Raw genomic sequence first — 25386 nt, forward strand, 5'->3', positions numbered from 1 at the left:
GGGAGTCCTTTCAGGACAGTCGGTTCGCGACGCGGCGCAGGTACTCGGCGAACGTGCGCTCGCCCCGGGCGTAGTCCTCGCGCGGGAGCAACGCGCCGCCGGTCATGGCCTTGCCGACCGCGCCCGGCAGGCGCACCGGCAGCACGATCTTGCGGGACCCGCGGGCCTTGACCAGCCGGCGGGCCATGTCGGCCATCTGCAGCTGCTCGGGTCCGGCGAGCGGCCGCACGTAGCCGCCCGGCTCCTGCCCGACCTGCGCGGCCAGGGCGCCGGCGACCTCGTCCGCCGAGACCGGCTGGGAAAGTTCTTGCGGCACCACCACGAACGGCCCGCGGGCACCGTCCACAAGGGGCTCCGGGAACTCGTGGAACTGCGTGGCCCGCAGGATCGTCCACGGGACCGGGCCGGTGCGGACCAGCTCCTCCTGCTTGCGCTTGCCGAAGTAGTAGCCGACGTCGACGTCGTCCACGCCGACGATCGAGAGCGCGATCACGTGCCGCGCCCCGGCCGTCGCGGCGGCGTCGAGGAGGTTGCGCGTGGCGGCGGCGAAGAACCCGACCGCGGGCTTCCTGCGCACCGACATGACGTTGGTGACGTCGACGACCTCTTCGCAGCCGTCGAGCTTGCCGGCCAGGCCGGTGCCGGTCGTCAGGTCGACGCCCCGCGAACGCGCCAGCACCACCGGCTCGTGCCCGGCCTCGGTCAGCTTCCGCACCACCAGCGCGCCGATCAGCCCGGTCCCGCCGGCGACAGCCACTCGCATCGTTCTTGCCTCATTTCGTCTCGGGTGTGGATCACTGTGCAGACTGCGCAGGTCCGGCGAACGTGACAGGCCGGCGTGTGATCCACACCTCCGGGTGCCGCGAACCGGTCCAGCGGCGTGGGGGCGAAGTGGACTACCGGTCCGGCGTGGGCGCGGGTTGACTGGATCGCGCCGGGTTGTCCACACGAGATCGTTGAGAGGGAAAGATGCGGATCTTCCTCGCCGGTGCGTCCGGCGTTGTCGGGCGCCGGGTGGTGCCGGTGCTGCTCGCCGACGGCCACGAGGTGACCGGGCTGGCCCGCGGCGCCGCGTCGGCCGACCGGATCACCGCGCTCGGCGCGACGGCCGTGCTCGGCGACGTGTACGACGCGCCCGCGCTGGCCGAGATCGTCCGCGCCGCCGCGCCGGACGTCGTGATGCACCAGCTGACCGACCTCGGCTCGGGCGACCGCGCCGCGAACGCCCGCCTGCGCACCGTCGGCACGCGCAACCTCGTCGACGCGGCCGAGGCCGCCGGGGTGCGGCGGATCGTCGCGCAGAGCATCGCGTGGGCCTACGAGCCCGGCGCCGCGCCCGCGCCGGAGGAGACGCCCCTCGACCTGGCCGGCACCCCCGACCGGCTCGGCTCGGTGTCGGGCGTCGCCAACCTGGAGACGGCGGTGTCGGAACTGCCCGAATGGGTGGTCCTGCGCTACGGCACTCTCTACGGCCCCGGCACCTGGTACACCGACGGCGCCCTCATGGCCCAGCTCGCCGCGGCCGGCACCCTCGCGGCCACCGCGGACGTCACGAGCTTCCTCCACGTCGACGACGCCGCCTCGGCCGCCCTCGCCGCCCTCACCTGGCCCACCGGCCCGGTCAACATCTGCGACGACGACCCCGCGGCGGGCTACGACTGGGTCCCGGCGTTCTGCGCCTCCGTCGGCGCCCCGCCCCCGGCCCGGTCCGACGCCGCGCGCACACCGTGGGCCCGGGGCGCGGACAACACCCACGCCCGGAAGGACCTGGGCTGGACGCCGAGCCGGCCCTCGTGGCGGGAGGGGTTCAAGCAGAGCTGACTTCGGCCGAAGCGTTCGGCGCGCTCCGGAGCACTCCGCTCTGGGGCGGCCGTGGTTGTGCCTCTGTGCGGTGGGACGGATTCACCTTGGGGTGACCGCCGAGGCGGCGAATGGTGCGGCCCGGCGCGGCTGGGCTCCGGGGTGGGGAAGGTGCTCCGGCTGTTGCGGTCGGCGTGGCCGGTGTCGGAAAGGGGTGAGCTGCCCGGTTCCGGTCGGCGTGGCCCGGCCGTTCCGGTCAGCGTGGCCGGTGTCAAGCACGGTGCGCCGCCCGGTTCTGGTCGGCGTGGGCGGCGTGGCGAAGCGCGCGCTGCCCGTTCCGGTCGGCCTGGGTGGAGTCGAGAAGGGTGCGCTGCCTGGTTCCGGTCGGGGTGGCTGGCGTGGCGAAGAGTGCTCCGGCTGTTGCGGTCGGCGTGGCCGGTGTCGAGAAGGGGTGCACTGCCTGGTTTCGGTCGGCGTGGCGAAGAGTGCATGGCCCGTTCGGTCGGCGTGGCCGCCGTGCTGCGCCCTGGCGAGCGCCCGTCGGACAGCGCACGGTCTGGGCTGGTTCGTTCGGCTCCGCTCGGAGAAGGTCGCGTCGGCGTGGCTTGGCGTATCGGCGGGAAGGGCCCGGCGTGCGCGTGGCCGGACGGCTTCAAGCTGGGCCGTGGCGGCGCACCGCCGTGGGCCGCGGCCCGGCGGCAACGGCCGCAGGTGAGACTCGCGGTGGGCCGGCAAGCCGAATGCCGAACCCAACGGGGGTCACCAAGCGGCGATCTCGGCGCCCTCCAGCAGCTCGGCCAGCGTGTCCAGCGCCGGGCGCCACGAGTGTTGCGGTGGGGTGGCGTAGCCGAGGATCAGGCCGGCGCGGGGGTCGGCGCCGTGCCAGTAGCCGGAGGTGTGGAGGCCCAGCAGGCGGACGCCGGAGTGGAGGCCGGCGTCGACGAGGCGTTTCTCCTCGTGCCGGGAGGCCAGGGGGAGCAGGGCGTGGAGGCCGGCGGGGACGCCGTCGAGGGGGACGTCGGTGAGGGTGGCGAGGCGGGTGGCCAGCTCGGCGCGCCGTTTCTGGTAGGTGGCGCGGGCGCGGCGGACGTGGCGGTCGTAGTCGCCGCGCTGGAGGAGGTCGGCGAGGGCGAGCTGGTCCGGGGCGCCGACGGACGCGCCGGTGGCGGCCAGCGCGTCGAGGACCGGGAGGCGCAGCCGCGGCGGCAGCACGAGCCAGCCGAGGCGCAGGCCGGGCGCCAGGGACTTGCTGGTGCTGCCCGCGAAGACCACGCGTGACGGGTCCAGGGCCTGCAGCGCGCCCACGGGATGTTTGTCGTAGCGGAACTCGCCGTCGTAGTCGTCCTCGATGACGAAGCCGTCGCGGGCGCGGGCCCAGTCGAGGAAGGCCGTGCGCAGATCGGGGCTCAGCACGACGCCACGCGGGTGCTGGTGGGCCGGCGTGAGCAGCACCGCGCGGACGTCCGGGTCCAGCCCGGCGGGGTCCGCGCCACAAGGACCCACCCGAAGCGGTGCGGTGGCCAGCCCGGCGCCGTGGATGAGGCGCCGGTGGTGGACGAGGCCGGGGTCCTCCGTGCCGATCACCGACATCCCCGACTCCCGCATTGCCCGCGCCAGCAAGGCGAGGCCGTGGGTGAAGCCGGTCGTGATCACGACGGCCTCGGCCTCGGCGCGGACACCGCGCGTCCGTGACACATACGTGGCAACGGCTTCGCGCAGCAGCCGTGAGCCCGCCGGGTCGCCGTAATCCAAAGTGGACGGTCCGGCCGCTGCCAGCGTGCGTTTCACGCTGGCCGACCACAACGTGTGCGGGAACAGGCTCAGGTCCGGCCGCCCCGGCCGCAGGTCGAGCAGGCGCGGCTCCACCTCCGGCACCGGCTTCGCCGGGGGGAGCCGGGTTTCGGCGACGCGCGTGCCCGACCCGGTCGTGCTCACCAGCCAGCCCTCGGCCACCAGCTGCGCGTACGCCTCGACGACGGTGCCGCGCGCGATGCCGAGGTCGTCGGCCAAGCTGCGGGTACCCGGCAGGCGCGTGCCGGCGGGCAGCCGCCCGGACGTCACCGCCTCCCGCAGCGCGGACTCGATCGAGCGGGCCCGCGGTTCGCCGCCGGCTTCGAGGTGCAGGTCGATCCCGAGCGAGCTCACCCCGCGACCGCCGCGGCCAGCCGGGTGAGCTTCGCCGGGTTCACGACGAAACAGACCTGGTCGATGCCCCGCGGCGACGCCTCCACCCAGCACGCCGCGAGCGGTTCGCCGGCGCGGGTGACGAGCACGACGTGCTGCCCGTTCGCCGCAACAACGGAGGTCTCGACTTGCTGTCCGTGGATCCCGACCGTCCGCGCCAGGTACTGCGCCACGCGTTCGCGGCCGGACACCGGCTTGCGGGCGGCCGTCGCGACGCCGCCGCCGTCGGAATAGGCCACGGCGTGCTCGGCCAGCAGGCTCCGCAGGCCTTCGAGATCACCCCGCTGCGCGGCCGCGAGGAACGCCCGCAGCAACCGGTCGCGCTCGGCCGCGCTCACGCGCGCGCCGCGTTCGCGGGTCACGTGGGCCCGCGCCCGGTGGCCCAGCTGCCGCGCGTGCTGCTCGCTGAGGTCGAGGAACCCGGCGATGTCGCGGTACGGGTAGTCGAAGGCCTCCTTCAGCACGTACACCGCGCGCTCCTGCGGCGTCAGCCGTTCGAGCAGCACCAGCACCGCCAGCTCGAGTGCCTCGCCACGCTCCACCGTGACGTCGGCGCCGTCGGCGGTGGGGATCGGCTCGGGCAGCCACGGGCCGACGTAGAGCTCGCGGCGCGCCCGGGCCGAGGTCGCCGCGGTCAGTGCCAGGCGGCTCGCGGTGGTGACGAGGAACGCCTCGGCGTTGCGCACCACGCCGCGATCCGTGCCCTGCCAGCGGATCCACGTGTCCTGCACCACGTCTTCGGCGTCGGCGGCCGTGCCCAGCAGCCGGTAGGCGAGGCCGAACAGGCGCGGGCGCAGTGCTTCGAACGCCGCCACCGCGTCGGTCAGGCCACCACCGGCCACTTCGGTCACTTCAAAGCTCCTTGTGCGCTGCAGGGGATTCCGATGGTGGCAGGTGCGCTCCCGTGCCCGCAACCGGAACCTTGACTTCCGGGGTCCAGATTGTCTAGGGTGGCGGCCGTGCGGATGAACCAGGGTGTCGAGTGGTCCGTCCACGTCCTGCTGTCGCTCGCGTGGCTCGACGACGACGAACCGGTGTCCACCGCGTCCCTCGCGGCCAGCTACGAGCTTCCCGTCGCGTACCTGAACAAGCAGCTGCAGGCCCTCGTGCGCGCGGGGCTGCTGCGTTCGCTGCCGGGCGCGCGCGGCGGGTTCGTGCTCGCCCGCCGGCCCGAGGACATCACGCTGATGGACGTGGTCGCCGCCATCGAGGGGCGGGAGTTCGCGTTCCAGTGCACCGAGATCCGGCAGCACGGGATGGGCCAGGAGGCGCCGCAGAGCGCGTTCCGCCGCAAGTGCGCCGTCGACTCGGCCATGCAGCACGCCGAGCTGCAGTGGCGCAAAGCGCTGGCGGCCAAGACGATCGCCGACATCCGGGCCGAAGCCGACAGCCACGCTCCCTCGGCCGCCCGGCTGGCCCGCAAGGCCTACGGACGCAGCTGACGAGAACGGCCTGCCGCCTCCGAGCCGGAGACACCAGGCCGGGAGGACAACAGGCCGGGCAGACGGTCAGGCCGAGCGGCGCGCCTTCGGGTGCCGCAGGTGGTCGCGCCCGCGGATCTCGTCGTCGTCGAGGAACGTGAGCATCGGCACGTCGGGCGCGCAGACCATGCAGACCACGAACTTGCTCTCGATGTCCTCACGCAGGTTGCCGGCCTGGTAGTGCACGACCTCGCCGCCGGGCTCCCAGAATGCCTCGCCGGCCTTGATCGGGTACGGCTCCTCGCCTTCGAGTTCGAAGAGGATCTCGCCCTCGATCACGTAGCCGAACACGGGACCGGAATGCCGGTGCGGCCCACTGCCCGGGTCGCCCGGCGGGATCGAGACGGTGCCGACCATGAAGTGCGCGCCCTCCGGGACGAACGGCGGGGTGCGCGTGAGCAGTTTGTCGTAGGTGCTGCGTGAGCCGGGTGAAAGAATCATACGGCGAGGTTAGGTCCGCGTCCGCGCGCGTGACCGGTCCGCTCGAGGGCCGATTTCCTGTACCGGTCGGACCCGCGCCACCGGCACTGTCGCGATCGGACGGTGGCCACCGGGGACCACCGTCCGATCGCGACGGTCAGAACGGCCAGCCGGCGTCGCGCCCGGCCTCCAGCAGCGGGATCATGCGGAAGGCCTGGTCGGTCAGGCCGCCGAACGTGTGCCGGTTGCGGCCACCGCTGGACGAGTGGCCACGCCGGTACCCGGCGAGGTTCCACGTGTACAGCGGGGTGGCCGCGGGCACGGACATCCCGACGTCACCTTGTGCGGCCTGCTCGTCGGTGAGGATCACGACGCGGTCGTGGCCGCGCTCGTGCTTCCCGACGGCCAGCTGCGTGTCGGTGCCGTGGCCGAGGAAGTAGCCGTCGGCGGTCCAGCGGTCCACCGACTTCAGCAGCGACTCCTGCGGCCGCAGCGGGAACTCGCGGGTGTCGTCGGAGAACGACACGACGTCGGCCTTCTCGCACCGCTGCCCGAGCGCGAGCCCGAACACCGCGGCCGCGTCCCACCGCTTCAGCGTGCCGTCCTTGGAGAACCGCGAAGTCATCGACCACGAGGTGTCCACCAGGATCAGCGTGCGGCCGGGCAGCACCGGGACGTGGGCGAGCGAGTGCGTGATCGCCTGTTCCAGCGCCCACGCCCACCGCAGCGACGGTGCCGCCCGGTAGGCCGACAGGAACCGCATCGGCAGCTGCCCTGACCGCGCCACCTGCTCCGGGTCGGCGAGCCGCGTGGCGACGGCCTGCGCCACCTCGTCGGAAACCCCGGCCTGGTCGAAGTTGCGCAGGTTGCGCAGCAGCGCCATGTAGCCCATCGACGGGATCATCGACTCCCACGCGGCCGCGGTCAGCGGTCCCTGGAGCCACCCGGCGAGCGACTCCCACGTCATCCCGGCGCGCCGCAGCGTCTCGGCTGCCGTGGCCGACTCGACCAGCTCGCGCCGCCGTTCGACCGGCCACGCCGTCAGCTCCCGGTGCGCGCCGAGAGTCCCCAGCGCGGCGGGGATCTCGCGGTCGGCGTGGAACCGGACGTCGAGGACGTGCTCGAACAGCGCGTCCTGCCGGCCGGTACGCGGGCCGGGGTGCGTCAGCCCGAGGACGTCGGCGAACCGGAACCCGCGCGCGTCGGAGTCCCACTTGAGGTAGGAGCTTTCGGTGTAGAGGCGCTGGGCGGCGTCGGCGATCCCGCGCTTCACCGGCTTGGGCACGGTGCGGCCGTGGACGCTGGTCCAGTAGGCCAGCAGTTCACCGGGCTCGTCGGCCCGTTGGAGCACGCTGTTCACGACCTGGCGCGACAGCCCGTCGAGGCCGGGCTCACGCCGGGCCGCCGCGAACTCGGCCGCGCCGACCAGCGCCGCGGTCCGCAGGTTCGCGTCCCGGCGCAGCCACGCGAGGAAGCGCACCGTCCACTCGGGATCGGCCAGCGTCGCGGCGCGCACGAGCTCGGCGTACCGGGTGTCGCGCTGCTCGGCGTTCTCGTAGAAGGTGTGCTCGCCGACCATGTTGGTCACGGCGAGCAGGAACAGCTCGCTCTGGGCGTCGCGCGCGTAGCCGGCCCCGCCTTCGTGGGTGCGCCCGCTCGCGACGGCCTCGCTGGAGATCGGCGAGCGGGCCGCCCGCAGGGCGCCGAGGATGTTGAACTTGGCCATGGGTCGACCCCCTCTGTTTGTGTGCTTCGGTCATGAGAAGGGAGCAACGGTTTCAGGTGTGCCCGAGAAAAAGTCGGCCACGGTACGTTTAGCTGCTCTGGCCGGATTGAGCTACACCCCGACGAGTCGGGGTGACGGGATTTGAACCCGCAACCTGCCCGTTGAAAGCGGAAGTAACCGTCACCTGCGCACCGGGCACACCTGAAACCGTTGCTCCCGAAGGAGTTCCGGTCCGGTTCGGTGCGCCCGAGAAAGATCGGCGACGGTGTACAGGAATCGAACCTGCGAGCACCAGAGAAGTAACCGTTGCCTGCGCACCGGGCACACTCGAACCTTGACGATTACTGTAGCCGCGCGGATCCGGTGGTGTCGCGGGGTTTTTCCGGCACCGGGTTCAGGGTTCGATCACCAGCCGCGAGATCAGGCCGTGGTCGAGCGTGAAGCGGAAGTGCAGATCGACCGCACCGCCGGGGAAGTTTCCTTCGAGGTGGTGCGTGGCGACGACGTGGTTCTCGTCGATCTGCTCGCCGGCGATCAGCGTGCTGGTGTAGGTGTACTCGCTCGCGGCGCCCTCGAGCCAGCCGCGGATTTCGGCTGCGCCGTGGTAGGTGTGGCCGTCGTCGGCGACGGTGGCCTCGGGCGTGAAGTGCGGCAGCGCGCGGTCGGCGTCGCGGGTTTCGTGCGCGGCGAGATAGTCGGTGACGGCCTGCGGCAGTGCGGTGGTCATGGGGCTCTCCTGGGGTCGAATCGGGATGACCCCACCACCGTCGGCCCTCTCCCGGGGAGAGAGTCAAACCCGGGTTGACCCTCTCCCCGGGAGAGGGTGCACAGTGGCGGGATGCGGCCAGGCCTGACGATCGGGGAGTTCGCCCAGCTCACGCGCTTGAGCGTGCGCACGCTGCGCCGGTACCACGAGGCGGGGCTGCTGGCGCCCGCGTCGGTCGACGACGCCACGGGCTACCGCTACTACGCCCGCGAGCAGATCCCCAACGCGCAGGTGATCCACCGGCTGCGCGAGCTCGACGTGCCGCTGGCCGAGGTGAAACACATCCTGGCCACGAGCGATCCGCGAACGCGCGCCGACCTCATCGCCGGGCACCTGCAGCGGCTGGAGGACCGGCTGGACCGCACCCGCGCCGCGGTCACGTCGTTGCGGCAGCTGCTCAAGCCCGACGTCGAGGAGCTGGCGGTCGAGCTGCGCTCGGTGCCCGCGCGGACGGTCGCGGCGATCGAGGCCACTGTGGACCTCGACGACGTGCTGGAGTGGTACGACGCGGCGATGTCCGAACTGGACGCCGCCGTCGCCGGGCGCGAGGGCTTCACACCTGCGGGCGGGCTGTACGACAACGAGCTGTTCACCGCCGGCCGCGGCACGGCCCTGGTCTACCGGCCGGTGCCCGACGCGCCCACGGTCGGTCGCGTCGCGCCGCGCACCCTCGCGGCCACGGACCTCGCCGTGACGGTGCACGCCGGTGACCACGACGACATCGACGTCACCTACGGCCGGCTCGGCGACTGGGTGGTGGCCCACGCGCTCGCGGTGGGCGGTCCCGTGCACGAGACGTACCTGTGCGGCCCGCGTGACGACCCGGACCCGCGGACGTGGCGCACGGAGATCGGCTGGCCCGTGTTCCGGGTCTCGCCGGCCTGAGACCGCGCGCGCGCCCTGCGCCGGGTGGACGGCCGTTTCGGGGACGCGAGCAGGTGTGCGGCGCGTTCGACGAGCTGCCGCCCGACGTGCTGCCGGACCGGCCGACCGGGACATCGACGACCCCGCGGAGACCGAGCTGACGCTCACCGAGGGCATGAACACCGATCTGCTCCACCGAGTCGGCCACGCCGACCTCGTCCGCCGCTTCGATGAAGCGGCCGCGCCGACCGTGCGCTGGTGGCCGCCGAGCGCGGGAAGCAGCGGTCTCCGCCCGGCGTCCGGCCGACGTACGATACGGCGGCTCGCACGCGGACTCCTCCGCGCGCCCGGCCCGAGGAGTCGCCGTTGTCGGCCGTACCGTCCGCCCCCGCGTCGTCCACCTGGGCGCCTCTGCGCCGGCACGTGTTCCGCGCGCTGTGGTTCGCGCAGCTGGGCTCGAACGTCGGCAGCTGGATGCAGTCGGTCGGTGCGCAGTGGACGGTCGTGCACCAGCCCAACGCGGCCACGCTGACGTCGATCGTGCAAGCCGCGAGCCTGCTCCCCGTGCTGTTCGTGTCGTTGCCCGCGGGTGTGCTGGCCGACGTGCTCGACCGGCGGCGGATCATCGCGGTGCTCACGGCGGTGATGGTCGTGATCACGGGCATCCTGGCGGTGCTGAGCAGCCAGGACCTCGTGACTCCGGCGACGCTGATCACGATCACGCTGCTGCTCGGCGTGTGCCAGGCGCTGATGAGCCCGGCCTGGCAGGCGATCCAGCCCGAGCTGGTGCCGCGCGAGGAGCTGCCGTCGGCCGCCGCGCTGGGCAGCCTCAACGTCAACATCGCCCGCGCGATCGGGCCCGCGCTGGCCGGGTTCGTGCTGGCGCTGACCGGCCCGGCGGTGGTGTTCGGCATCAACGCGGTGTCGGACCTGCTGATCCTGGTCGCGGTGCTGATGTGGCGGCGCACGGCCACCGAGTCGGCCGGCCCGGCGGAGCCGCTGGTGCCCGCCTTGCGAGCGGGAATCCGGTATGTGCGGTACGCGCCCGGTGTCCGCCGGATCCTGGTGCGTGCTTCGGTGTTCGTGCTGCCCGCGTCGGCGTTGTGGGGGCTGCTGCCGGTCGTGGCCGCGGACCGGCTCGGTCTCGGTTCCGGCGGCTACGGCGTGCTGCTCGGCGCCCTCGGCCTCGGCGCGGTGGGCGGCGCCGTGCTGATGCGGCCGATGCGCGCGCGGTTCGGCCGCAACACGCTGCTGGGCGCCGCCACCATCGCGTACGCGGTCGGGGTGTTCGCCGCGGCGCTGCTGCCGAACGCGGTGGTGGTCGCGGTCCTGCTCGTCCTGGGCGGCGCCGGCTGGCTGGCCGGTCTGTCCACTTTGAACACCACGCTGCAGCTCGCCCTGCCCGCCTGGGTCCGCGCGAGGGCCCTGGCGGTGTACCTGATGATCTTCCTGGGCGGCCAGGGCATCGGCGCGCTGATCTGGGGCCTGGTCGCCGCCGGCCTGGGCGCCGCGACGACGCTCGCCGTCTCCGGTGTGCTGCTGGTGCTGGGCGCGGCGTCGCTGTTCGTGCTCCCCATCCACGCGCGCACGGGCGAGCTGGACCGCACGATCGTCGCGCCCTGGCCGGAACCGGAGATCGCCGTGCTCACCGGCGAGGAGGAAACCCTCGACCCCGCGGCGGGACCGGTGCTGGTCGAGGTCGCCTACCACGTCCCGGCCGAGAGCTCGGCCGAGTTCCTGGCCCTGCTCACCAGCGTGGGCGTCTCACGCCAGCGCACGGGCGCCCGCCGGTGGAGCGCCTACCGCGACCTGAGCGTGCCCGACCGCTACGTCGAGGTGTTCGAGGTCGCGACCTGGGCCGAGCACCTGCGCCAGCACCACGAACGCATCACCGGTGAGGACGCCGGGCTGTACCGGGAAGTGGCGGGGTTCTCGGTGGAACCCCCACAGACCCGGCACCTGCTGGCGAACTGACCCCGGCTAGATCACGATGTTGCAGTAGAGCCGGTGTTCCTCGGCCGCCGCGCCCCGGGCCAGGACGGCGAGTTCCTTCAGGAACGCGACGATGGGCTCGACCTCGCCGCCTTCGTTCCGGGCGACGAAGGCGACGGCCGCGTCGTGCAGTGCCGCGTCGCCGGCGGTGGCCAGCGAGTCGCGGAAGGCGTCGGCCAGGGACACCACGAAGACCTCGGGCTCTTCGTCACCCTCCTGCTTGATCTCCGGGCAGTGGTGCGGATCCGCCTCGACCTCGGCGATCGTGCGGCCGGTCAGGGCCGCCTCGATCGGCAGGAGGTCGAAGACCGGATCCGCACCCTTGACGACGAGCTCCGGGTAACCCGCGCGCTTGGCCGTGTCGCCGTCCACGAACAATCGCGCCGCCGTGGCGTCGTCAACGGCCACGAAGTAGTCGTACAGCATGCCCAGAGGCTAGCGGGCTCACCAGGTGGCTCAGGCCGCGCTCTCGTCCGGGTCCCAGGGGCCGATGACCGGGCCCGCCGAGCCGAAGCCGTCGCCGAACACGACCGGCCGGCGTGGTGTGGTGTCGTGGTGGAGCTGGAAGACGTCGAAGCGGTTGTAGGCGCCGACGATGTCGTGCATCTGCTTCGGCTGGATGCAGCGAGCCAGGTCGATCTCGGCGTAGACGATGCCTTCGGCGTCGATGAGGGGCTCGACGACGGGGTTGCCGTCGGGGCCGAAGATGCCCGAGAGGGCGCTGTTCGGGCGGCGCATGAGCTCGGCGATGCCCGGGTCGTCGCCGGCGGCGATCTCGATCATCTCGTCGGTGATGGTGGAGCAGGCGACCACGGAGAACAGCTTGCCCTCGAAGGCGTGGGCGGCGCTGCGGACGGCGATGGCCTGGGCCATGTCGTAGTCGGCGGGCGCGACGGGCAGGGAGATGTAGCTGGCGACGTGGACCAGTTCCCCTTGCGCCAGCAGGGAGAACCGCGCGAGCGTGTTGGTGTTCTCGCCGCACGCCAGCGCGCCGAGCGGGCCGACGGCGGAGTCGAGCACGCGCACGGTGCTGCCGTCGCCGCCGCCCCACGTGAGCTTCTCGGCCCACGTCGGCACGAGCTTGCGGTGGACGTTGAGGACCGAGCCATCGGGGCCGATGGTGACGACGCTGTTGTAGATCAGCCCGAGGCTGTGGCGGCTGCGCTCGTTGACGCCGATGACCACCGTGGTCTTCGTGGCCGCGGCGGCCGCGCGCAGGGCGTCGAGGTGCGGGCCGGGGATGTCGATGGCACAGCGGTAGAGGCGCTCGTACCACGGCGAGCCCTGCACCGGGTTCATCGTCCAGTTCCAATACGGGTAGCCGGGCACGAAGACCTCGGGGAACGCGATGAGCGACGCGCCGTGCGAAGCGGCCTCGGTGATGAGCGAGACGGCCTTGGCGACCGTCGCGGCGGTGTCGAGGTACACGGGCGCGGCCTGCACGGCGGCGGCGGTGAAACGGGGGAAGTCTTCCACGGCTCAGACGCTCCTGTTCGGGGTTCCTGCGGGTACGGGGGTCCAGCGCGAACGGGCCGGCGAGGGTTCGCCCGTGCGCAGGGTGAGCAACGGGCGGGCGCGGCCGCCGCTGGGTGGTTTGGCCTCGCCGCCGGCCTGGATGGGCGGCCAGTACGCGCCGGGCCCGGAGTAGCCGAGCTCGGCCGCCGCGTGCAGCGCCCACGACGGGTCGTGCAGCTGCGCCCGGCCGACGCCGACGAGGTCCGCGCGGCCGGCGAGCACGATCGAGTTCGCGTCGTCGCAGGTGGAGATGCCGCCGACGGCGATGGTCGGCACGCCGACGTCGGCGCGGATGCGTTCGGCGAACGGCGTCTGGTAGCTGCGGCCGTACTCCGGCTGTTCGTGCGCGACGACCTCGCCGCTGGACACGTCGATCGCGTCCACCCCTCGTTCGGCCAGCGCGGCGGCGATGCGCACGCTGTCCTCGATCGTCGTGCCGCCCTCGGCCCAGTCGACGGCCGAGAGCCGCACGAGCAGCGGTTTGTAGTGCGGCCAGACGGCGCGCACCGCGGAGACGACGGCGAGCGGGAACCGCAGCCGGTTCTCCAGGCTTCCGCCGTAGCCGTCGGTGCGGCGGTTCGTGAGCGGTGACAGGAACGTCGAGAGCAGGAACCCGTGCCCGGCCTGCAGTTCGAGGACGTCGAAGCCCGCTTCGTCGGCCCGGCGGGCGGCCGCGGCGAAGTCCTCGATCAACGCCGGGAGCTCGGTTTCGGCGAGCTCGTGCGGCACGGGGAGGTCACCGTACGCCAGCGCCGAGGGCGCGACGGTCCGCCAGCCGTTGGCGGGCAACGCCGGGCCCAGCGCAGCCGCGTCGGGCACCGTCGTGGAGCCCTTGCGCCCGGAGTGGCTGAGCTGCACGCCGATCAGCGCGCCGCTGTGTGCGTGCACCGCGCTGGTGATGCGGCGCCACGCCGTGGCCTGCTCGTCGGTGTACAGGCCGGGGCACGCGGGGGTCACGCGCCCGTGCGCGGTCACGGCCGTCATCCCGGCGAGCACCAGCCCGGCGCCGCCCAGGGCTTTGCCCGAAAGGTGCAGCAGCTCCGCTTCGCCGGGAACGCCGTCGATCGCGCTGTACGTCGCGATCGGCGCGGCGACGATGCGGTTGCGCAGGTGCCGGCCCGCCAGGACCAGCGGCTGGAACAGCGGCGGCGTGCCGTCGTCGCGGCCGCCCGGGGTGTGGGTGCTGAACCAGCGGTCGACCGAGCGGATGTAGGCGGCATCGCGCAGGCGCAGGTTGTCGTAGGTGACGCGGCGGCTGCGCGTGAGCAGGTTGAACGCGAACTGCGGCGGCTCCTGGCCCACCACGTGGTCGACCGTCTCGAACCACTCCAGGCTCGCCTGCGCCGCGCGCTGCGTGGACTCGACGACGGGCCGGCGTTCGGTCTCGTAGTGCTCCAGCGCCGCGGCGAGATCGCCGGTCTCCAGCGCGGCGGCGAGCGCCAGCGCGTCCTCCATGGCCAGCTTGGTGCCCGAGCCGATGGAGAAGTGCGCGGTGTGGGCGGCGTCGCCGAGCAGCACGACGTTGCCGTGGCGCCACGTTTTGTTGCGCACGGTGGTGAAGCGCAGCCACTTCGAGTTGTTCGTGAGCAGTTCCGCGTCGCCGAGGAAGCCGCGCAGCAGCTCGCGGCAGCGTTCGACGCTCGCCGTGTCGCTGACGCCCGGGCCGAAGGTGGCTTCGGTGAACCCGGCGCGGCGCCAGGTGTCGTCGTTCATCTCCACGATGAACGTGCTGCGGTCCGTGCTGAACGGGTACGCGTGCACCTGGACCGGGCCGAACTCGGTCTCCTCGACCAGGAACGTGAACGCCTCCAGCACGCGATCGGTGGCCAGCCACATGTAGTGACACCGGCGCACGTCGAGCGAGGGGCGGAACACCTGCTCGAAGCGTGTGCGGATGGCGGAGTTCACGCCGTCGGCCGCGATCACGAGGTCGTACTCGGCCGCGAGCCGCTCGACGTCGGGCGCCTCGGTGCGGAACCGGACGTCGACGCCGAGGTCGTGGCAGCGGCGCTGGAGGATCTCCAGCAAGCGTTTGCGCGCGATGGCGGCGAAGCCGTGGCCGCTCGAAGTCTGCGTGGTGCCGCGGTAGTGCACGTCGATGTCGCTCCACCGGGCGAACTCCCGCTCCATCGAGGAGAACACGGCGGGGTCGGCGTTGGTGATGCCTTCGAGCGTCTCGTCGGAGAAGACGACGCCGAAGCCGAACGTGTCGTCGGCGGCGTTGCGTTCCCAGACGGTGACCTCGCGGCTCGGGTCGAGCTGCTTGGCGAGCGCGGCGAAGTAGAGCCCGCCGGGCCCGCCGCCCACGATGGCGATCCGCATCACGCCGGCACCTCCTTCGTGAGCGCGGTCCGCACCGCTTCGGGCCACGGCGTGGCCGCCGGTGCGTCGGGTTCGGCGTGGACGACGACGACGGATCCGTCGGCCGCGACGCCGTTCGGGCCGTGGACCTCGAAGGCGAACGTGAGCGACGTGCGCCCGAGCTGCGCGACGCGGAACGTGACGCGCACCGGGTCGCCGAACCACAGCCGGCCGCGGTAGTTCACCTCGTGGCGCACGCGTGGCGTGCGGCCGAACAGCCACGCGAGGTCCTTGCCCCGCAACAGGTCTGCTTCGGCCTCTTCGGCCCAGCGCAGGACCACGGAGTTGTGCTGGTGGCCCGACGCATCGGTGTCGTGCCATTCGACCCGTCGCTCGATCGTGGTCTCGAGACCGGCGAGCGGGGGAGAACCCGCGGAAGGGGATGTCGGCATGAGTTTTCCTCCTGGCGCCCTTGACATCACGAACGGTATAGCTGAACTATGACTGTCGTCAAGAAAACGACATACGGACGGGAAGGCGCGATGACCACACACAGCGATGACCAGCTGGGCCGCGCACGGGTGACGGACAACGAAGATCTGCGGGCGTACTACGAGAAGCTGGAGCAGCTCGACGCCGGTGCACTGTGGACGATCGCGAACAAGATCGAGCCGTGGTACCCGCAGCCGCAGTCCGTACCGATCAAGTGGAGCTACGAGCAGCTGCGCCCGCTGGTGCTCGAAGCGCTCAACCTCGTCAGTGGCGACGACGCCGGCCGCCGCGTGGTGGCGCTCTACAACCCGCTGCGGCGCGACATCGCCGCCACCGTCGGCCTGCTGTACACCGGCCTGCAGGTGATGGGTCCCGGCGAGTCGATGACCGCGCACCGGCACCAGGCCGCCGCGCTGCGCTTCGTGCTGGAGGGCACCGGCGCGTGGACGATCGTCGACGGGCAGAAACTCAAGGTCGGCCCGCGCGACTTCGCCATCACGCCGAACTGGACCTGGCACGAGCACGGCAACGAGGGCCTCGAAGGCGTCGACGGCCCGGTCATCTGGCAGGACGGGCTCGACATCCCGCTGGTCAACGCGCTCGACGCGCCGTTCTACGAGGTGCACCCGGACATCTACCAGAAGCAGGACGGGGTCGTGAACTCCTCACTGCTCACCTACGGCGCCGGACAGCTGCGCCCGTTCGGCGACACCTGGCACAAGAACCACTCGCCGCTGCTGGCCTACCCGTGGGAACCGACCTACGAAGCGCTCCTCAACGCGGCGAAGGCGAGCGACGGTTCGCCCTACGACGGCATCATCATGGAGTACAGCAACCCGCTCACCGGCGGTTCGGTGATGCCGACGATGAGCGCGCACATGCAGCTGCTGCGCGCCGGCGAGTCCACGCTGGCCCACCGCCAGGTCGGGTCGAAGATCTACACCGCGGCCAAGGGCAGCGGCACCTCGATCGTCGCGGGCAAGCGCATCGACTGGTCCGAGGGCGACATCTTCTGCGTCCCGTCGTGGGCGTGGCACGAACACGCCAACGCCAGCCGCTCCGACGACGCGTGCCTGTTCTCGTTCAACGACTTCCCGGTGATGCGTTCGCTCGGCTTCTTCCGCGAAGAGGCCTATTCGGACAACGACGGCCACCAGCTCGTCGCCTGACTTCCCTGTCCACTTCGAACGGAGTTCCTTTCATGCTGCTCGTCACGTTCGCCGGTTCCGACGGCCAGGACCGGCTCGGGATCCAGGACGGCGCCGACGTCATCGACGTCCGGGCCGCGGCGACCCACCGCGGAACCGCCGCCCCGGCGTCGATGCTCGATGCGATCCACGCCGGCACGGCGGCGCTGGAGTCCCTCGTGGACTCACCCGTGCGGAGTCCACTGGAGACGGTGACCCTGCGCACGCCCCTGCGGCCGGGCAAGATCGTGGGCGTCGGGCTCAACTACACCGAGCACGTCGCCGAGTCCGCGCGCACGCTCGACACCGACAAGGAGCTGCCGCAGCGCCCGGTGCTGTTCAGCAAGCCGGCCACCGCCGTCGTCGGGCCGGGGGAGCCGATCCGGCACGACGGTGACCTCACCGCGCAGCTGGACTGGGAGTGCGAGCTCGCCGTGGTGATCGGGAAAACGGCGAAGCGCGTCTCGAAAGAAAACGCGATGGACCACGTCTTCGGCTACAGCATCGTCAACGACATCAGCGCGCGCGACCAGCGGCGGTCGGGCCAGTGGTTCTTCTCCAAGGGCCAGGACTCCTACGCGCCGTTCGGCCCGGCGATCCGGACCGCGGACGACGTGGCCGACCCGTACGCGCTGGAGCTGTCGCTGCGCGTGAACGGTGACGTGAAACAGAAGTCGAGCACGAAGTACATGCTGTTCCGCATCGCCGAGCTGATCGCCGACATCAGTTCCGGCATGACGCTGGAGCCGGGTGACGTGATCGCGACCGGGTCCCCGGCGGGGGTGGGCGCCAGCTTCACCCCGCAGCAGTTCCTCACGCCCGGTGATGTCGTGGAAGCGTCCATTCAGGACATCGGCACGCTGCGCAACCCCGTGGTGGACGCCCGATGACCGGCCGGACCTACCGCATCGGCCAGATCGTGCCGAGCTCCAACGTCACGATGGAGACCGAGATCCCGGCGATCTTCCGGGCGCGCGAGACCGTCGCGCCGGAGCGGTTCACGTTCCACTCCAGCCGGATGCGGATGAAACACGTGCGCAAGGAGGAGCTCGCGGCGATGGACGCCGACTCCGGGCGGTGCGCGGCCGAGCTTTCGGACGCCCACGTCGACGTGCTCGGGTACGCGTGTCTCGTCGCCATCATGAGCCTCGGTCCCGGTTACCACCGCACTTCGGAGTCGGCGCTCGCCCGGATCACCGAGGAGAACGACGCGCCGGCCCCGGTCGTCACGAGCGCGGGGGCCATGGTGAACGCGCTGGACGTGCTGGGGGCGAAGTCGATCGCCGTGATCTGCCCGTACCTCAAGCCGTTGACCGAGACGGTCGTGGACTACATCCGCGACGAGGGCGTGGCCGTGACCGACTACGTGGCGCTGGAGATCCCCGACAACCTCGAGGTGGCCGCCCACGACCCGCGCAAGCTCGTGCCGCTGGCGCGCGACCTCGACCACAGTGGAGCCGACGCGGTGGTGCTGTCCGCGTGTGTGCAGATGCCTTCACTCGCGTCGATCGACATCGTCGAGAGCGAACTCGGCAAACCCGTGCTCTCGGCGTCGATCGCCACCGCCCACCAGATGATGCGCGCGCTCGGCCTGCCCGCCGTCGCGCCCGGCGCCGGCGCGTTGCTGTCCGGCCGCTACGCCGAATCCCCTTATCCCGTCCCGCCCGCCGTCGGCTGACGGACTCCCAGGAAGGCCGCAGATGGAGCTCACCCCATCGGCCCACATCGACTCGTTCTGCCGCGACAACCTCCCCGCGCCGGCGGACCGGCCCGAGTTCCGGTTCACGCTGCCGGAGCTCGCCTACCCGCCGAGGCTCAACTGCGCCGTCGAGCTGCTGCGCGGGAGCATCGACCGCTTCGGCCCCGACCGGCCGTGCCTGCTCACCGACACCCAGACCTGGAGCTACGCCGACCTCGACCGGCGCAGCGACCAGGTCGCCCACGTCCTCGTGCGGGACTTCGGGGTGGTGCCCGGAAATCGGGTGCTGCTGCGCGGGCCGAACAACCCGTGGCTGGTGGCCGCGTGGTTCGCGGTGCTCAAGGCGGGCGCGGTGCCCGTCACGACGATGCCGCTGCTGCGGGCCCGCGAGATCGACGACCTCGTGGAGCTGACGCGGCCGCGCCTGATCGTCACCGACCACCGCTTCGCCGCCGATCTCGCGGACGTCGCGTTGCCGGTGCTGACCTACGGCGCCGACGGTCCCGGCGACCTGGTGGCCCGGGCGGGCGAGGTCCGGGAGGCGTTCACCGCCGTGGACACCGCGGCCGACGACGTCGCCCTGCTGGCCCCGACGTCCGGCACCACCGGCAAACCCAAGGCCACCATGCACTTCCACCGCGACGTGCTGGCCACCACGGACACCTTCGCCCGGCACGTCCTCAAGCCCGTCGCCGACGACGTCTTCACCGGCACTCCGCCGATCGGCTTCACCTTCGGCCTCGGGGGCCTGGTCCTGTTCCCCCTCCGCTTCGGCGCTTCGACGCTGTTGCTGGAAAAAGCGTCGCCGGACGAGCTCGCCGACGCCGTCGAACGTCACCACGTCACGGTGCTGTTCACCGCGCCCACCGCGTACAAGGCCCTGCTGTCTTCCGGAAAAGCGGCGGCGCTGTCGAAACTCCGCCGCTGTGTGTCCGCGGGCGAACACCTGCCCGTGGCCACGTGGGAGGAGTTCCACACCGCGACCGGCATCAAGATCATCAACGGCATCGGCGGCACGGAGATGCTCCACATCTTCGTGTCGGCGGCCGACGACGACATCCGTCCGGGCTCCACGGGCCGCGCGGTCCCCGGCTTCGAGGCGACCGTCCTCGACGACGCCGGCCGGTCCGTCCCCGACGGCACACCCGGCCGCCTCGCGGTGAAAGGCCCCACGGGCTGCCGCTACCTCGCCGACAGCCGACAGAAGAACTACGTCGACAACGGCTGGAACGTCACCGGCGACACGTACCTCCGCGACGCCGACGGCTACTTCTGGTACCAGGCCCGCAACGACGACATGATCGTCTCCTCCGGCTACAACATCGCCGGCCCCGAGGTGGAGCAGGCCCTGCTGTCCCACCCGGACGTGCTGGAGGCCGCCGTGGTCGCTGCCCCGGACCCGGCGCGCGGCACCATCGTCCACGCGTTCGTCCACTTGCGACCGGGCGCGGCCGAGGACGCCGCCGCGCTGCAGGCGTTCGTGAAGCAGGCGATCGCGCCGTACAAGTACCCCCGGGCGATCGACTTCGTCACGGAGCTGCCGAAAACCCCGAGCGGGAAGATCCAGCACTACCGGCTCAGGGAGCTGGTGGCCACGCGGGACCGGTGACGCCGAGCCGTCGCTCGCCCGGTGGGCGACGGTCCGCTCCTTGCCCATCCGGCCCCTTCGCCCGGTGATCGTCGACGCCGGCAGGCACCGGGCGAAGGGGCCGGGCGTCACCGAGCGGCTTCCCGGCCCAGCAGCAGGTCCGCCGCCCGTTCCGCCACCGCGAGCACCGTCGCGTTGGTGTTCGCGCCGATGAGGGCGGGGGGGACCGAAGCGTCGGCGATGCGGAGGCCGGTGACGCCGTGGACGTTCAGCGCCGGGTCCACCACCGGGCCCAGTGCGCAGGTACCGCAGGCGTGGAAGTAGCTGCCTGTGCTCTGGCGCAGGAAGTCCTCCTCGGCCGCGGGGTTCATCGAAGCCGGCCCGGGCAGGACTTCCTTGTCGCGCCAGGGATCCAGCGCACCGGCGGTGCCGACGTGGCGGGCGAGGCGCAGGCCGGCCAGCATGCCGGCGAGGTCGCGGGGGTCGCTCAGCAGCGCGGGGTCCACGACGGGCGCGACGGCCGGATCGGCCGACGCCAGCGTCACCGAGCCGCGGGAGTGCGGGTACAGGTAGCTGAAGCCGATGGTGAACCCGGTCGCCGGGCCGGAAAGGGGCGGCCGGAAGTACGGGATGTCCAGGAACAGCAGCTGCACGTCGGGCGCCTCGAGGTCGGCGCTGCTGCGCACGGCGGCGACGAGGTCGCTGTGGTTGTTGGCGCCGTCGGGCAGGGCGCGGGCGTTCGAGTAGACGACGCCGGTCAGCGGGTGGTCCTGCAGGTTCCGGCCGACGTCCGGCAGCGCGATCCGCGGGGTGACCCCGGCCTGCGCCAGCGCGGCCGGGTCGCCGATGCCCGAGAGCATCAGCAGGTGCGGCGAGCCGATCGCGCCGGCGGCCAGCACCACGGACCGCTCGGCCTCGGCGGAAGCCGTGCCGTCGCCGGCGCGGTAGTCGACGCCGGTGCAGTGGCCGCCGGCGAGCACGAGCCGGGTCACGAGCGCGCCGGTCACCACGGTCAGGTTCGGCCGGTTCAGCACGTGGCGCAGGTAGGCGTCGGCGGCCGACTGGCGCGCGCCGTCGACGATGTTCATCTCCAGCCAGGTCGCGCCTTCCGGCTCGGTGCCGTTGAGATCGGGCGTCTCGGGGAACCCGCGCTCCCGCACGGCGGCCAGCGCGGCGTGGGCCAGCGGGTGCCGCACGGGCGGCGGCGCGACCCGCATGGGGCCGTCGGTGCCGCGGTACTTCGGGTCGCTGCCGGGGCGCGCGGTCTCGCTGCGGCGGAAGTAGGGCAGCAGGTCGTCGTAGCGCCAGCCGTCGACGCCCCACGCGTCGTAGCCGGCCCGGTGGCCCCGCAGGTGCGCCATGGCGTTGATCGAGCTCGACCCGCCGAGCGTGCGCCCGCGCGGGTAGGGCAGCTCGACGCCGTGCAGGCCCGGCTGCGGGGTGGTGTGGAAGTTCCAGTCGACCGGGCTGCCCAGCAGCGCCGGCCACGCGGGCGGCACGCCCATCACGTCCGGTCCGGTCGCCGGGCCGGCCTCCAGCAGCAGGACGGTCGTCGCCGCGTCTTCGCTCAGCCGCGCGGCGAGGACCGAACCGGCCGTGCCCCCGCCCACGACCACGTAGTCGTACTTCATCTCTCGGGTGTCCCTCCTCGACGGGCCCCTCCGGGTGCCCACGGCCCCATGAAGCCAGACCCACGCGGGTGAAAGAGGGCTCAGCCGGGACTTGCCGTTCCTAGGATCGGCGTCACACGAGCGACCGGTCGGGGCAGTTCCGCGGGTACGGCCGGTCCGCACCGGACGGCCCCGCGTCCGGGCCGACGTAGGCTGTGACCAGGCGAAAGGACGGGTGCCGATGCGGGGCTCCGAGCTCGGCGAGTTCCTGAGGACCAGGCGCGCCCGCGTCGACGTCGCCCAGGTCGGCCTGCCGCCGACGGCGCGGCGCCGCGTGCCCGGGCTGCGCCGCGAGGAAGTCGCGGCCCTGGCCGGGCTCAGTGCCGACTACTACGCGCGCCTGGAGCAGGGCCGTCAGCTCACGGCGTCACACGAGGTGCTCGACGCGCTGGCCCGCGTGTTCGGGCTCGACGAGGCCGAACGCGCCCACCTGCGCCGCCTGTCCGCGCGCCGCGCCGGTCCGCCGGACACCCCCGCGCGCTGCGTCGGGCCTGGCATGCGCGGCCTGCTCGACGAGCTGGGTCGCGTGCCCGCGATCCTGCTCGGCCGCCACACCGAGGTGCTCGCCGCGAACCGGATCGCGCGCCTGGTGTTCGCCGACTTCCCCGGCATGCCCGCACGCGACCGCGTGGTGGTGCGGTGGCTGCTGTGCGACGAGTCCGCCCGCGCCCTGCACGACGACTGGGAGGGCATCGTCGAGGAGATGATCGGCATGCTGCGCCTGGCGGTCGGCCGCGACCCCGGGGACCTGCGCGCCCGGCGGCTGGTGGCCGAGCTGTCGGCTACCAGCCCGCTGTTCCGCCGCGTCTGGGCCGACCACCGCGTGGAGGCGACTCCGCGCTCGACCAAGCGGATGTTCCACCCCGTCGCGGGCGAGCTGAACTTCTACGTCGAGCACCTGGCCTCCCAAGGCGCCGGCGGACAGAGCCTTTTCACCTTCGTCCCCCGCCCCGGAACGGGCACCGCGGAGGCGGTCGACAAGCTCCTGGCCAGGGAAAACGTGCCGGTGAGCTGACCTTCGCGTCCAGGGTGGACCCTGGTCGGCTGTGACCGGGGCCACCTCCGGTGATTCATTCGTGACCCGATCGGGTAAGTCGACAGGAAGTGCGCTAACCGCGGATCGGGGAGGTGGTGGCGTTGACCGGGGCCCGAAGTGCCGGCCGTCCGGGCACGTGGGTGCTGCCGCTGCACGGCACCACGGCGGCGACGGTGCGGACCATGCGGAGATGGGTGTCGGAGCACCTGGCCACGCTGGGTGACGAGCACCGCGACGACGTGCTCCTCGTCGCCACCGAACTGCTGGCCAACGCCCACGACCACGGCGACGGCCCGCGCCACCTGCAGCTGTGGCACAGCCTGCGCCCGTGCACCGTGCGGGTCGAGGTGGCCGACCGCAATCTCGTGCAGCCGACCATGGGCCTGTCGCGCCTGCCCGGCCCGCGCGGCCGCGGGCTCCTGCTCGTCGATCGCCTGTCGGTGACGTGGGGCGTGCTGCCCGAGACCGAGTTCGAGCGCAAGACGGTGTGGGCGCAGATCCCGTGCCTCGGCCGGTGCCCCCGGCCCGGGCGTACCGCCGACCAGACCACCTACGGCGGCGGGTCCGGCGAGCTGGCCGGCTGAGGCCACGACTGTCCCCTGTGGACGGACTCATCCGCCGGGGGTGACCTCGCCGCCGTGGCCGCCCTCGTGCGTCGCGGCTCCGCGAACCCGCCCGCGGGAGCCCCGCCGCCGACGCTCCCACCGCGCCGGCCCAGGTCTCATCCGGCACGGGTGAAGCGCGAGCCGTGTGCGGACGGTGACCGTATCCCCGGGACCCACCGGCCGGAGCCGCCGCGCAGGTCCGGCCACACCGGCAGTGACATCGGGGAGTCGCCCGTCGACGCGGGGCACCGCCGCAGCCCCCAACCCGGACGAGGGTGAGGTGGTCTCGTGAAGCTGCGCGGACGAACCGGTGCCACCAAGCGCAAGCGCTCCCAGCCGGGGCCGGTCGCGCCGACCTTCCCGCCGGGGAGCGCTCTGCCGCGGGTGCTCGTGATCATGGTCGGCGCCGCGTCGGTCGTCATCACCTTGGCCGGCCTGCGGGCGATCGCGTTCATCGTCGGGCCCGTGTTCCTGGCGATGGTCATCGTGGTCACCGCGAGCCCCGTGCAGGCCTGGCTGCGGCGCAAGGGCTGGCCGCGCTGGCTCACGACGGTCGTGCTCGTCACGGTGGTCTACCTGGTGATCGTGAGCCTGGTGTTCGTGGTGATCGTGTCACTGGCGCAGCTCGCGACGTTGCTGCCGACCTATGCGTCGAAGGCCAGCGACCTGCTGCGGTCCGTCACCGACAAGCTCGCCCAGTTCGGCGTGGGACCGCAGCAGCTGCGCGAGATGGTGTCTTCACTGGATCTCGGCAAACTCTCGAACTTCGTCGGTTCGCTGCTCTCCGGCATCGGCGGTGTGCTCACCAACCTCGTGTTCCTGCTGGCGCTGCTGCTGTTCCTCAGCACCGAGGCCACCTGGGCCGACAAGCGGCTGGACGCCATCGACACCGACCGGCCGTGGCTCACCGCCGCGTTCCACCGCTTCGCCGCGGGCACCCGCAGCTACATCCTCGTGACCACCGTCTTCGGCTTCATCGTGGCGGTGCTCGACGGGGCTGCGCTGGCGATCATCGGTATCCCCGTGCCGATCCTGTGGGGGCTGCTGGCCTTCGTCACCAACTACATCCCCAACGTCGGGTTCGTGCTGGGGGTGATCCCGCCGGCGCTGCTGGGCCTGCTCGACGGCGGCTGGGAGAAGATGATCGTCGTCATCGTGGTCTACTGCGCGCTGAACTTCGTGGTGCAGTCGCTCATCCAGCCACGCTTCGTGGCCGGTTCCGTCGGGCTCTCGACGCTGGTGACCGTGCTCTCCCTGGTCTTCTGGACGTGGCTGCTCGGCCCGCTGGGCGCGATCCTCGCCGTGCCGGCGACGCTGCTGATCAAGGCGCTGTTCGTGGACATCGACCCGACGGCGGGCTCGGCCGACGCACTCATCCGCATGGTCGCCAGGAGCCCCGACCGCGAGCCGGCTCCCGAAGCGGCTCCCGAAGCCGCGGCCGAGGAACCCGGGAAACCGGCGAAACCCCGCGCCGACACCGGCGCGGACCCCGGAGAACCGGGGCCCGCGCCGGCCTGACCGCCCCGGTCAGAGCTTCTTCATCTCCTTGCCGTGCACCGCGAGCGCGTAGATCACGAGCACGTCGATGGCGATGATGAGCATCGACCACAGCGGGTACGCCGGCAGGAACGCGAGGTTCACGATCGCGCTCAGGCCCGCGAGGACGATTCCGGTGATCTGCGCTGCCCGGTTGCCCATGAAGACGCCGATGCCGACGAGGATCAGCAGGGCGCCGAGGGCGAGGTGCACCCAGCCCCACGTGGTGTAGTTGACCGAGACGACGAGCCCCGTCTCGTCAACCACGAAATAGCGGGTGTTGAGCAGCGCGACGAGCCCTTCGATCACCTGGAAGGCGCCCAGCAGCATCATCATGGTCGCGGCGAAGGCGACCCAGCCGGTCCAGCCGCTCGGTATCGACTGGCTGTCAGGGCGACGGCCGGTGGTTCCGCCGGCCTCGGTGTGCGGCGCTCGTGCTCCCGTGTCGGTCATGGTGAGAGTCCTCTCGTGTCCGCGGGATCCGTGCCCGTGGCGGGCTTGCGGAAAGCGTCGGACTCCGGCGC

23 protein-coding genes are annotated in these 25386 nt (G+C 72.3%); 11 read left to right on the forward strand and 12 right to left on the reverse strand.

From position 1 onward, the window contains the following. Window positions 1-10 precede the first annotated feature (10 nt). Entirely contained in the window at window positions 11-763 is a 753-nt protein-coding gene (locus AB0878_RS35810; RefSeq protein WP_366584929.1) for an NAD(P)H-binding protein, read from the reverse strand. 206 nt (window positions 764-969) lie between these two features. Between AB0878_RS35810 and AB0878_RS35815 the strand changes: the two genes are divergently transcribed. Next, window positions 970-1821 carry an NAD(P)-dependent oxidoreductase gene (locus tag AB0878_RS35815; RefSeq protein WP_366584931.1) on the forward strand — a complete coding sequence of 284 codons (852 nt, stop codon included), beginning with the start codon at window positions 970-972 and terminating at the stop codon, window positions 1819-1821. Between the two features lie 738 nt (window positions 1822-2559). Here the strand turns inward: AB0878_RS35815 and AB0878_RS35820 are convergent. Together AB0878_RS35820 and sigJ are read right to left on the reverse strand one after the other, a co-directional pair. Then, window positions 2560-3945 (reverse strand): PLP-dependent aminotransferase family protein, encoded by a 1386-nt coding sequence (locus AB0878_RS35820; protein ID WP_366584933.1) that lies wholly within the window; start codon window positions 3943-3945, stop codon window positions 2560-2562. After that, window positions 3942-4835, reverse strand: coding sequence for an RNA polymerase sigma factor SigJ (gene sigJ / locus AB0878_RS35825; RefSeq protein ID WP_366584935.1), 894 nt, complete (start codon window positions 4833-4835; stop codon window positions 3942-3944). Before sigJ ends, AB0878_RS35820 begins: the two co-directional genes overlap by 4 nt. Before the next feature lie 114 nt (window positions 4836-4949). Between sigJ and AB0878_RS35830 the strand changes: the two genes are divergently transcribed. Continuing rightward, complete coding sequence (locus AB0878_RS35830; RefSeq protein ID WP_366585100.1) at window positions 4950-5426, forward strand: Rrf2 family transcriptional regulator; 477 nt, start codon at window positions 4950-4952, stop codon at window positions 5424-5426. 66 nt (window positions 5427-5492) lie between these two features. On the opposite strand, the gene AB0878_RS35835 is transcribed toward AB0878_RS35830, so the two are convergent. The 3 genes from AB0878_RS35835 to AB0878_RS35845 all read right to left on the reverse strand — a co-directional run bounded on the left by AB0878_RS35835 (window position 5493) and on the right by AB0878_RS35845 (window position 8338). Next, window positions 5493-5906: a cupin domain-containing protein gene (locus AB0878_RS35835; protein ID WP_366584937.1), complete on the reverse strand. Its 414-nt coding sequence runs from the start codon at window positions 5904-5906 to the stop codon at window positions 5493-5495. Window positions 5907-6042: 136 nt separating this feature from the next. Next, on the reverse strand, window positions 6043-7611 hold the full coding sequence (locus tag AB0878_RS35840) for a TROVE domain-containing protein (protein WP_366584939.1): 1569 nt from the start codon (window positions 7609-7611) through the stop codon (window positions 6043-6045). A 394-nt stretch (window positions 7612-8005) separates the two neighbouring features. After that, window positions 8006-8338, reverse strand: a complete 333-nt coding sequence (locus AB0878_RS35845) for a nuclear transport factor 2 family protein (RefSeq protein WP_366584941.1) — start codon at window positions 8336-8338, stop codon at window positions 8006-8008. A 111-nt stretch (window positions 8339-8449) separates the two neighbouring features. Between AB0878_RS35845 and AB0878_RS35850 the strand changes: the two genes are divergently transcribed. Then, entirely contained in the window at window positions 8450-9262 is an 813-nt protein-coding gene (locus AB0878_RS35850; RefSeq protein ID WP_366584943.1) for a MerR family transcriptional regulator, read from the forward strand. 345 nt (window positions 9263-9607) lie between these two features. Beyond that, a complete protein-coding gene (locus tag AB0878_RS35855; RefSeq protein ID WP_366584945.1) occupies window positions 9608-11215 on the forward strand; it encodes an MFS transporter in 1608 nt (535 codons plus the stop codon). 6 nt (window positions 11216-11221) lie between these two features. Here the strand turns inward: AB0878_RS35855 and AB0878_RS35860 are convergent, their stop codons facing one another. From AB0878_RS35860 to AB0878_RS35875, 4 genes are read right to left on the reverse strand one after another with little or no spacing between them, the layout of a single operon-like run. Next, complete coding sequence (locus AB0878_RS35860) at window positions 11222-11659, reverse strand: hypothetical protein (RefSeq protein ID WP_366584947.1); 438 nt, start codon at window positions 11657-11659, stop codon at window positions 11222-11224. Between the two features lie 30 nt (window positions 11660-11689). Continuing rightward, window positions 11690-12709 carry a carbon-nitrogen hydrolase family protein gene (locus AB0878_RS35865; RefSeq protein WP_366584949.1) on the reverse strand — a complete coding sequence of 340 codons (1020 nt, stop codon included), beginning with the start codon at window positions 12707-12709 and terminating at the stop codon, window positions 11690-11692. A gap of 3 nt (window positions 12710-12712) precedes the next feature. Then, a complete protein-coding gene (locus tag AB0878_RS35870; protein ID WP_366584951.1) occupies window positions 12713-15070 on the reverse strand; it encodes an FAD-dependent monooxygenase in 2358 nt (785 codons plus the stop codon). After that, window positions 15070-15501: a thioesterase family protein gene (locus tag AB0878_RS35875; protein ID WP_366584953.1), complete on the reverse strand. Its 432-nt coding sequence runs from the start codon at window positions 15499-15501 to the stop codon at window positions 15070-15072. The genes AB0878_RS35870 and AB0878_RS35875 overlap by 1 nt, the downstream gene beginning before the upstream one ends. Before the next feature lie 90 nt (window positions 15502-15591). Between AB0878_RS35875 and AB0878_RS35880 the strand changes: the two genes are divergently transcribed. Genes AB0878_RS35880 through AB0878_RS35895 form a run of 4 tightly spaced genes read left to right on the forward strand, consistent with a single transcriptional unit; the run spans window position 15592 to window position 20036 of the window. After that, window positions 15592-16710 carry a cupin domain-containing protein gene (locus AB0878_RS35880; protein WP_366584955.1) on the forward strand — a complete coding sequence of 373 codons (1119 nt, stop codon included), beginning with the start codon at window positions 15592-15594 and terminating at the stop codon, window positions 16708-16710. A 32-nt stretch (window positions 16711-16742) separates the two neighbouring features. Continuing rightward, entirely contained in the window at window positions 16743-17618 is an 876-nt protein-coding gene (locus AB0878_RS35885) for a fumarylacetoacetate hydrolase family protein (RefSeq protein ID WP_366584957.1), read from the forward strand. After that, window positions 17615-18406: an Asp/Glu racemase gene (locus AB0878_RS35890; RefSeq protein WP_366584959.1), complete on the forward strand. Its 792-nt coding sequence runs from the start codon at window positions 17615-17617 to the stop codon at window positions 18404-18406. The genes AB0878_RS35885 and AB0878_RS35890 overlap by 4 nt, the downstream gene beginning before the upstream one ends. Window positions 18407-18428: 22 nt before the next feature. Continuing rightward, window positions 18429-20036: an AMP-binding protein gene (locus tag AB0878_RS35895; RefSeq protein ID WP_366584961.1), complete on the forward strand. Its 1608-nt coding sequence runs from the start codon at window positions 18429-18431 to the stop codon at window positions 20034-20036. A gap of 107 nt (window positions 20037-20143) precedes the next feature. Here the strand turns inward: AB0878_RS35895 and AB0878_RS35900 are convergent, their stop codons facing one another. Then, entirely contained in the window at window positions 20144-21646 is a 1503-nt protein-coding gene (locus tag AB0878_RS35900) for a GMC family oxidoreductase N-terminal domain-containing protein (protein WP_366584963.1), read from the reverse strand. A gap of 220 nt (window positions 21647-21866) precedes the next feature. Here AB0878_RS35900 and AB0878_RS35905 point away from each other — a divergent pair, with 220 nt between their 5' ends. The 3 genes from AB0878_RS35905 to AB0878_RS35915 all read left to right on the forward strand — a co-directional run bounded on the left by AB0878_RS35905 (window position 21867) and on the right by AB0878_RS35915 (window position 24844). After that, on the forward strand, window positions 21867-22700 hold the full coding sequence (locus AB0878_RS35905) for a helix-turn-helix transcriptional regulator (protein WP_366584965.1): 834 nt from the start codon (window positions 21867-21869) through the stop codon (window positions 22698-22700). Window positions 22701-22822: 122 nt separating this feature from the next. Further along, entirely contained in the window at window positions 22823-23305 is a 483-nt protein-coding gene (locus AB0878_RS35910; RefSeq protein ID WP_366584967.1) for an ATP-binding protein, read from the forward strand. 309 nt (window positions 23306-23614) lie between these two features. After that, a complete protein-coding gene (locus tag AB0878_RS35915; protein WP_366584969.1) occupies window positions 23615-24844 on the forward strand; it encodes an AI-2E family transporter in 1230 nt (409 codons plus the stop codon). Between the two features lie 9 nt (window positions 24845-24853). Here AB0878_RS35915 and AB0878_RS35920 read toward each other — a convergent pair whose 3' ends face one another. Further along, window positions 24854-25315 carry a hypothetical protein gene (locus AB0878_RS35920; RefSeq protein ID WP_366584971.1) on the reverse strand — a complete coding sequence of 154 codons (462 nt, stop codon included), beginning with the start codon at window positions 25313-25315 and terminating at the stop codon, window positions 24854-24856. Window positions 25316-25386 lie beyond the last annotated feature (71 nt).

The sequence above is a fragment of the Amycolatopsis sp. NPDC047767 genome (assembly GCF_040704195.1).
Classification (GTDB): domain Bacteria; phylum Actinomycetota; class Actinomycetes; order Mycobacteriales; family Pseudonocardiaceae; genus Amycolatopsis.

Excerpts from the sequence above, each read along its gene's own strand:
- AB0878_RS35810 (WP_366584929.1), bottom strand. The coding sequence starts at position 763 with ATGCGAGTGGCTGTCGCCGGCGGGACCGGGCTGATCGGCGCGCTGGTG.
- AB0878_RS35815 (WP_366584931.1), top strand. The coding sequence starts at position 970 with ATGCGGATCTTCCTCGCCGGTGCGTCCGGCGTTGTCGGGCGCCGGGTG.
- AB0878_RS35830 (WP_366585100.1), top strand. The coding sequence starts at position 4,950 with ATGAACCAGGGTGTCGAGTGGTCCGTCCACGTCCTGCTGTCGCTCGCG.
- AB0878_RS35835 (WP_366584937.1), bottom strand. The coding sequence starts at position 5,906 with ATGATTCTTTCACCCGGCTCACGCAGCACCTACGACAAACTGCTCACG.
- AB0878_RS35840 (WP_366584939.1), bottom strand. The coding sequence starts at position 7,611 with ATGGCCAAGTTCAACATCCTCGGCGCCCTGCGGGCGGCCCGCTCGCCG.
- AB0878_RS35845 (WP_366584941.1), bottom strand. The coding sequence starts at position 8,338 with ATGACCACCGCACTGCCGCAGGCCGTCACCGACTATCTCGCCGCGCAC.
- AB0878_RS35850 (WP_366584943.1), top strand. The coding sequence starts at position 8,450 with ATGCGGCCAGGCCTGACGATCGGGGAGTTCGCCCAGCTCACGCGCTTG.
- AB0878_RS35860 (WP_366584947.1), bottom strand. The coding sequence starts at position 11,659 with ATGCTGTACGACTACTTCGTGGCCGTTGACGACGCCACGGCGGCGCGA.
- AB0878_RS35870 (WP_366584951.1), bottom strand. The coding sequence starts at position 15,070 with ATGCGGATCGCCATCGTGGGCGGCGGGCCCGGCGGGCTCTACTTCGCC.
- AB0878_RS35875 (WP_366584953.1), bottom strand. The coding sequence starts at position 15,501 with ATGCCGACATCCCCTTCCGCGGGTTCTCCCCCGCTCGCCGGTCTCGAG.
- AB0878_RS35880 (WP_366584955.1), top strand. The coding sequence starts at position 15,592 with ATGACCACACACAGCGATGACCAGCTGGGCCGCGCACGGGTGACGGAC.
- AB0878_RS35885 (WP_366584957.1), top strand. The coding sequence starts at position 16,743 with ATGCTGCTCGTCACGTTCGCCGGTTCCGACGGCCAGGACCGGCTCGGG.
- AB0878_RS35890 (WP_366584959.1), top strand. The coding sequence starts at position 17,615 with ATGACCGGCCGGACCTACCGCATCGGCCAGATCGTGCCGAGCTCCAAC.
- AB0878_RS35895 (WP_366584961.1), top strand. The coding sequence starts at position 18,429 with ATGGAGCTCACCCCATCGGCCCACATCGACTCGTTCTGCCGCGACAAC.
- AB0878_RS35900 (WP_366584963.1), bottom strand. The coding sequence starts at position 21,646 with ATGAAGTACGACTACGTGGTCGTGGGCGGGGGCACGGCCGGTTCGGTC.
- AB0878_RS35905 (WP_366584965.1), top strand. The coding sequence starts at position 21,867 with ATGCGGGGCTCCGAGCTCGGCGAGTTCCTGAGGACCAGGCGCGCCCGC.
- AB0878_RS35920 (WP_366584971.1), bottom strand. The coding sequence starts at position 25,315 with ATGACCGACACGGGAGCACGAGCGCCGCACACCGAGGCCGGCGGAACC.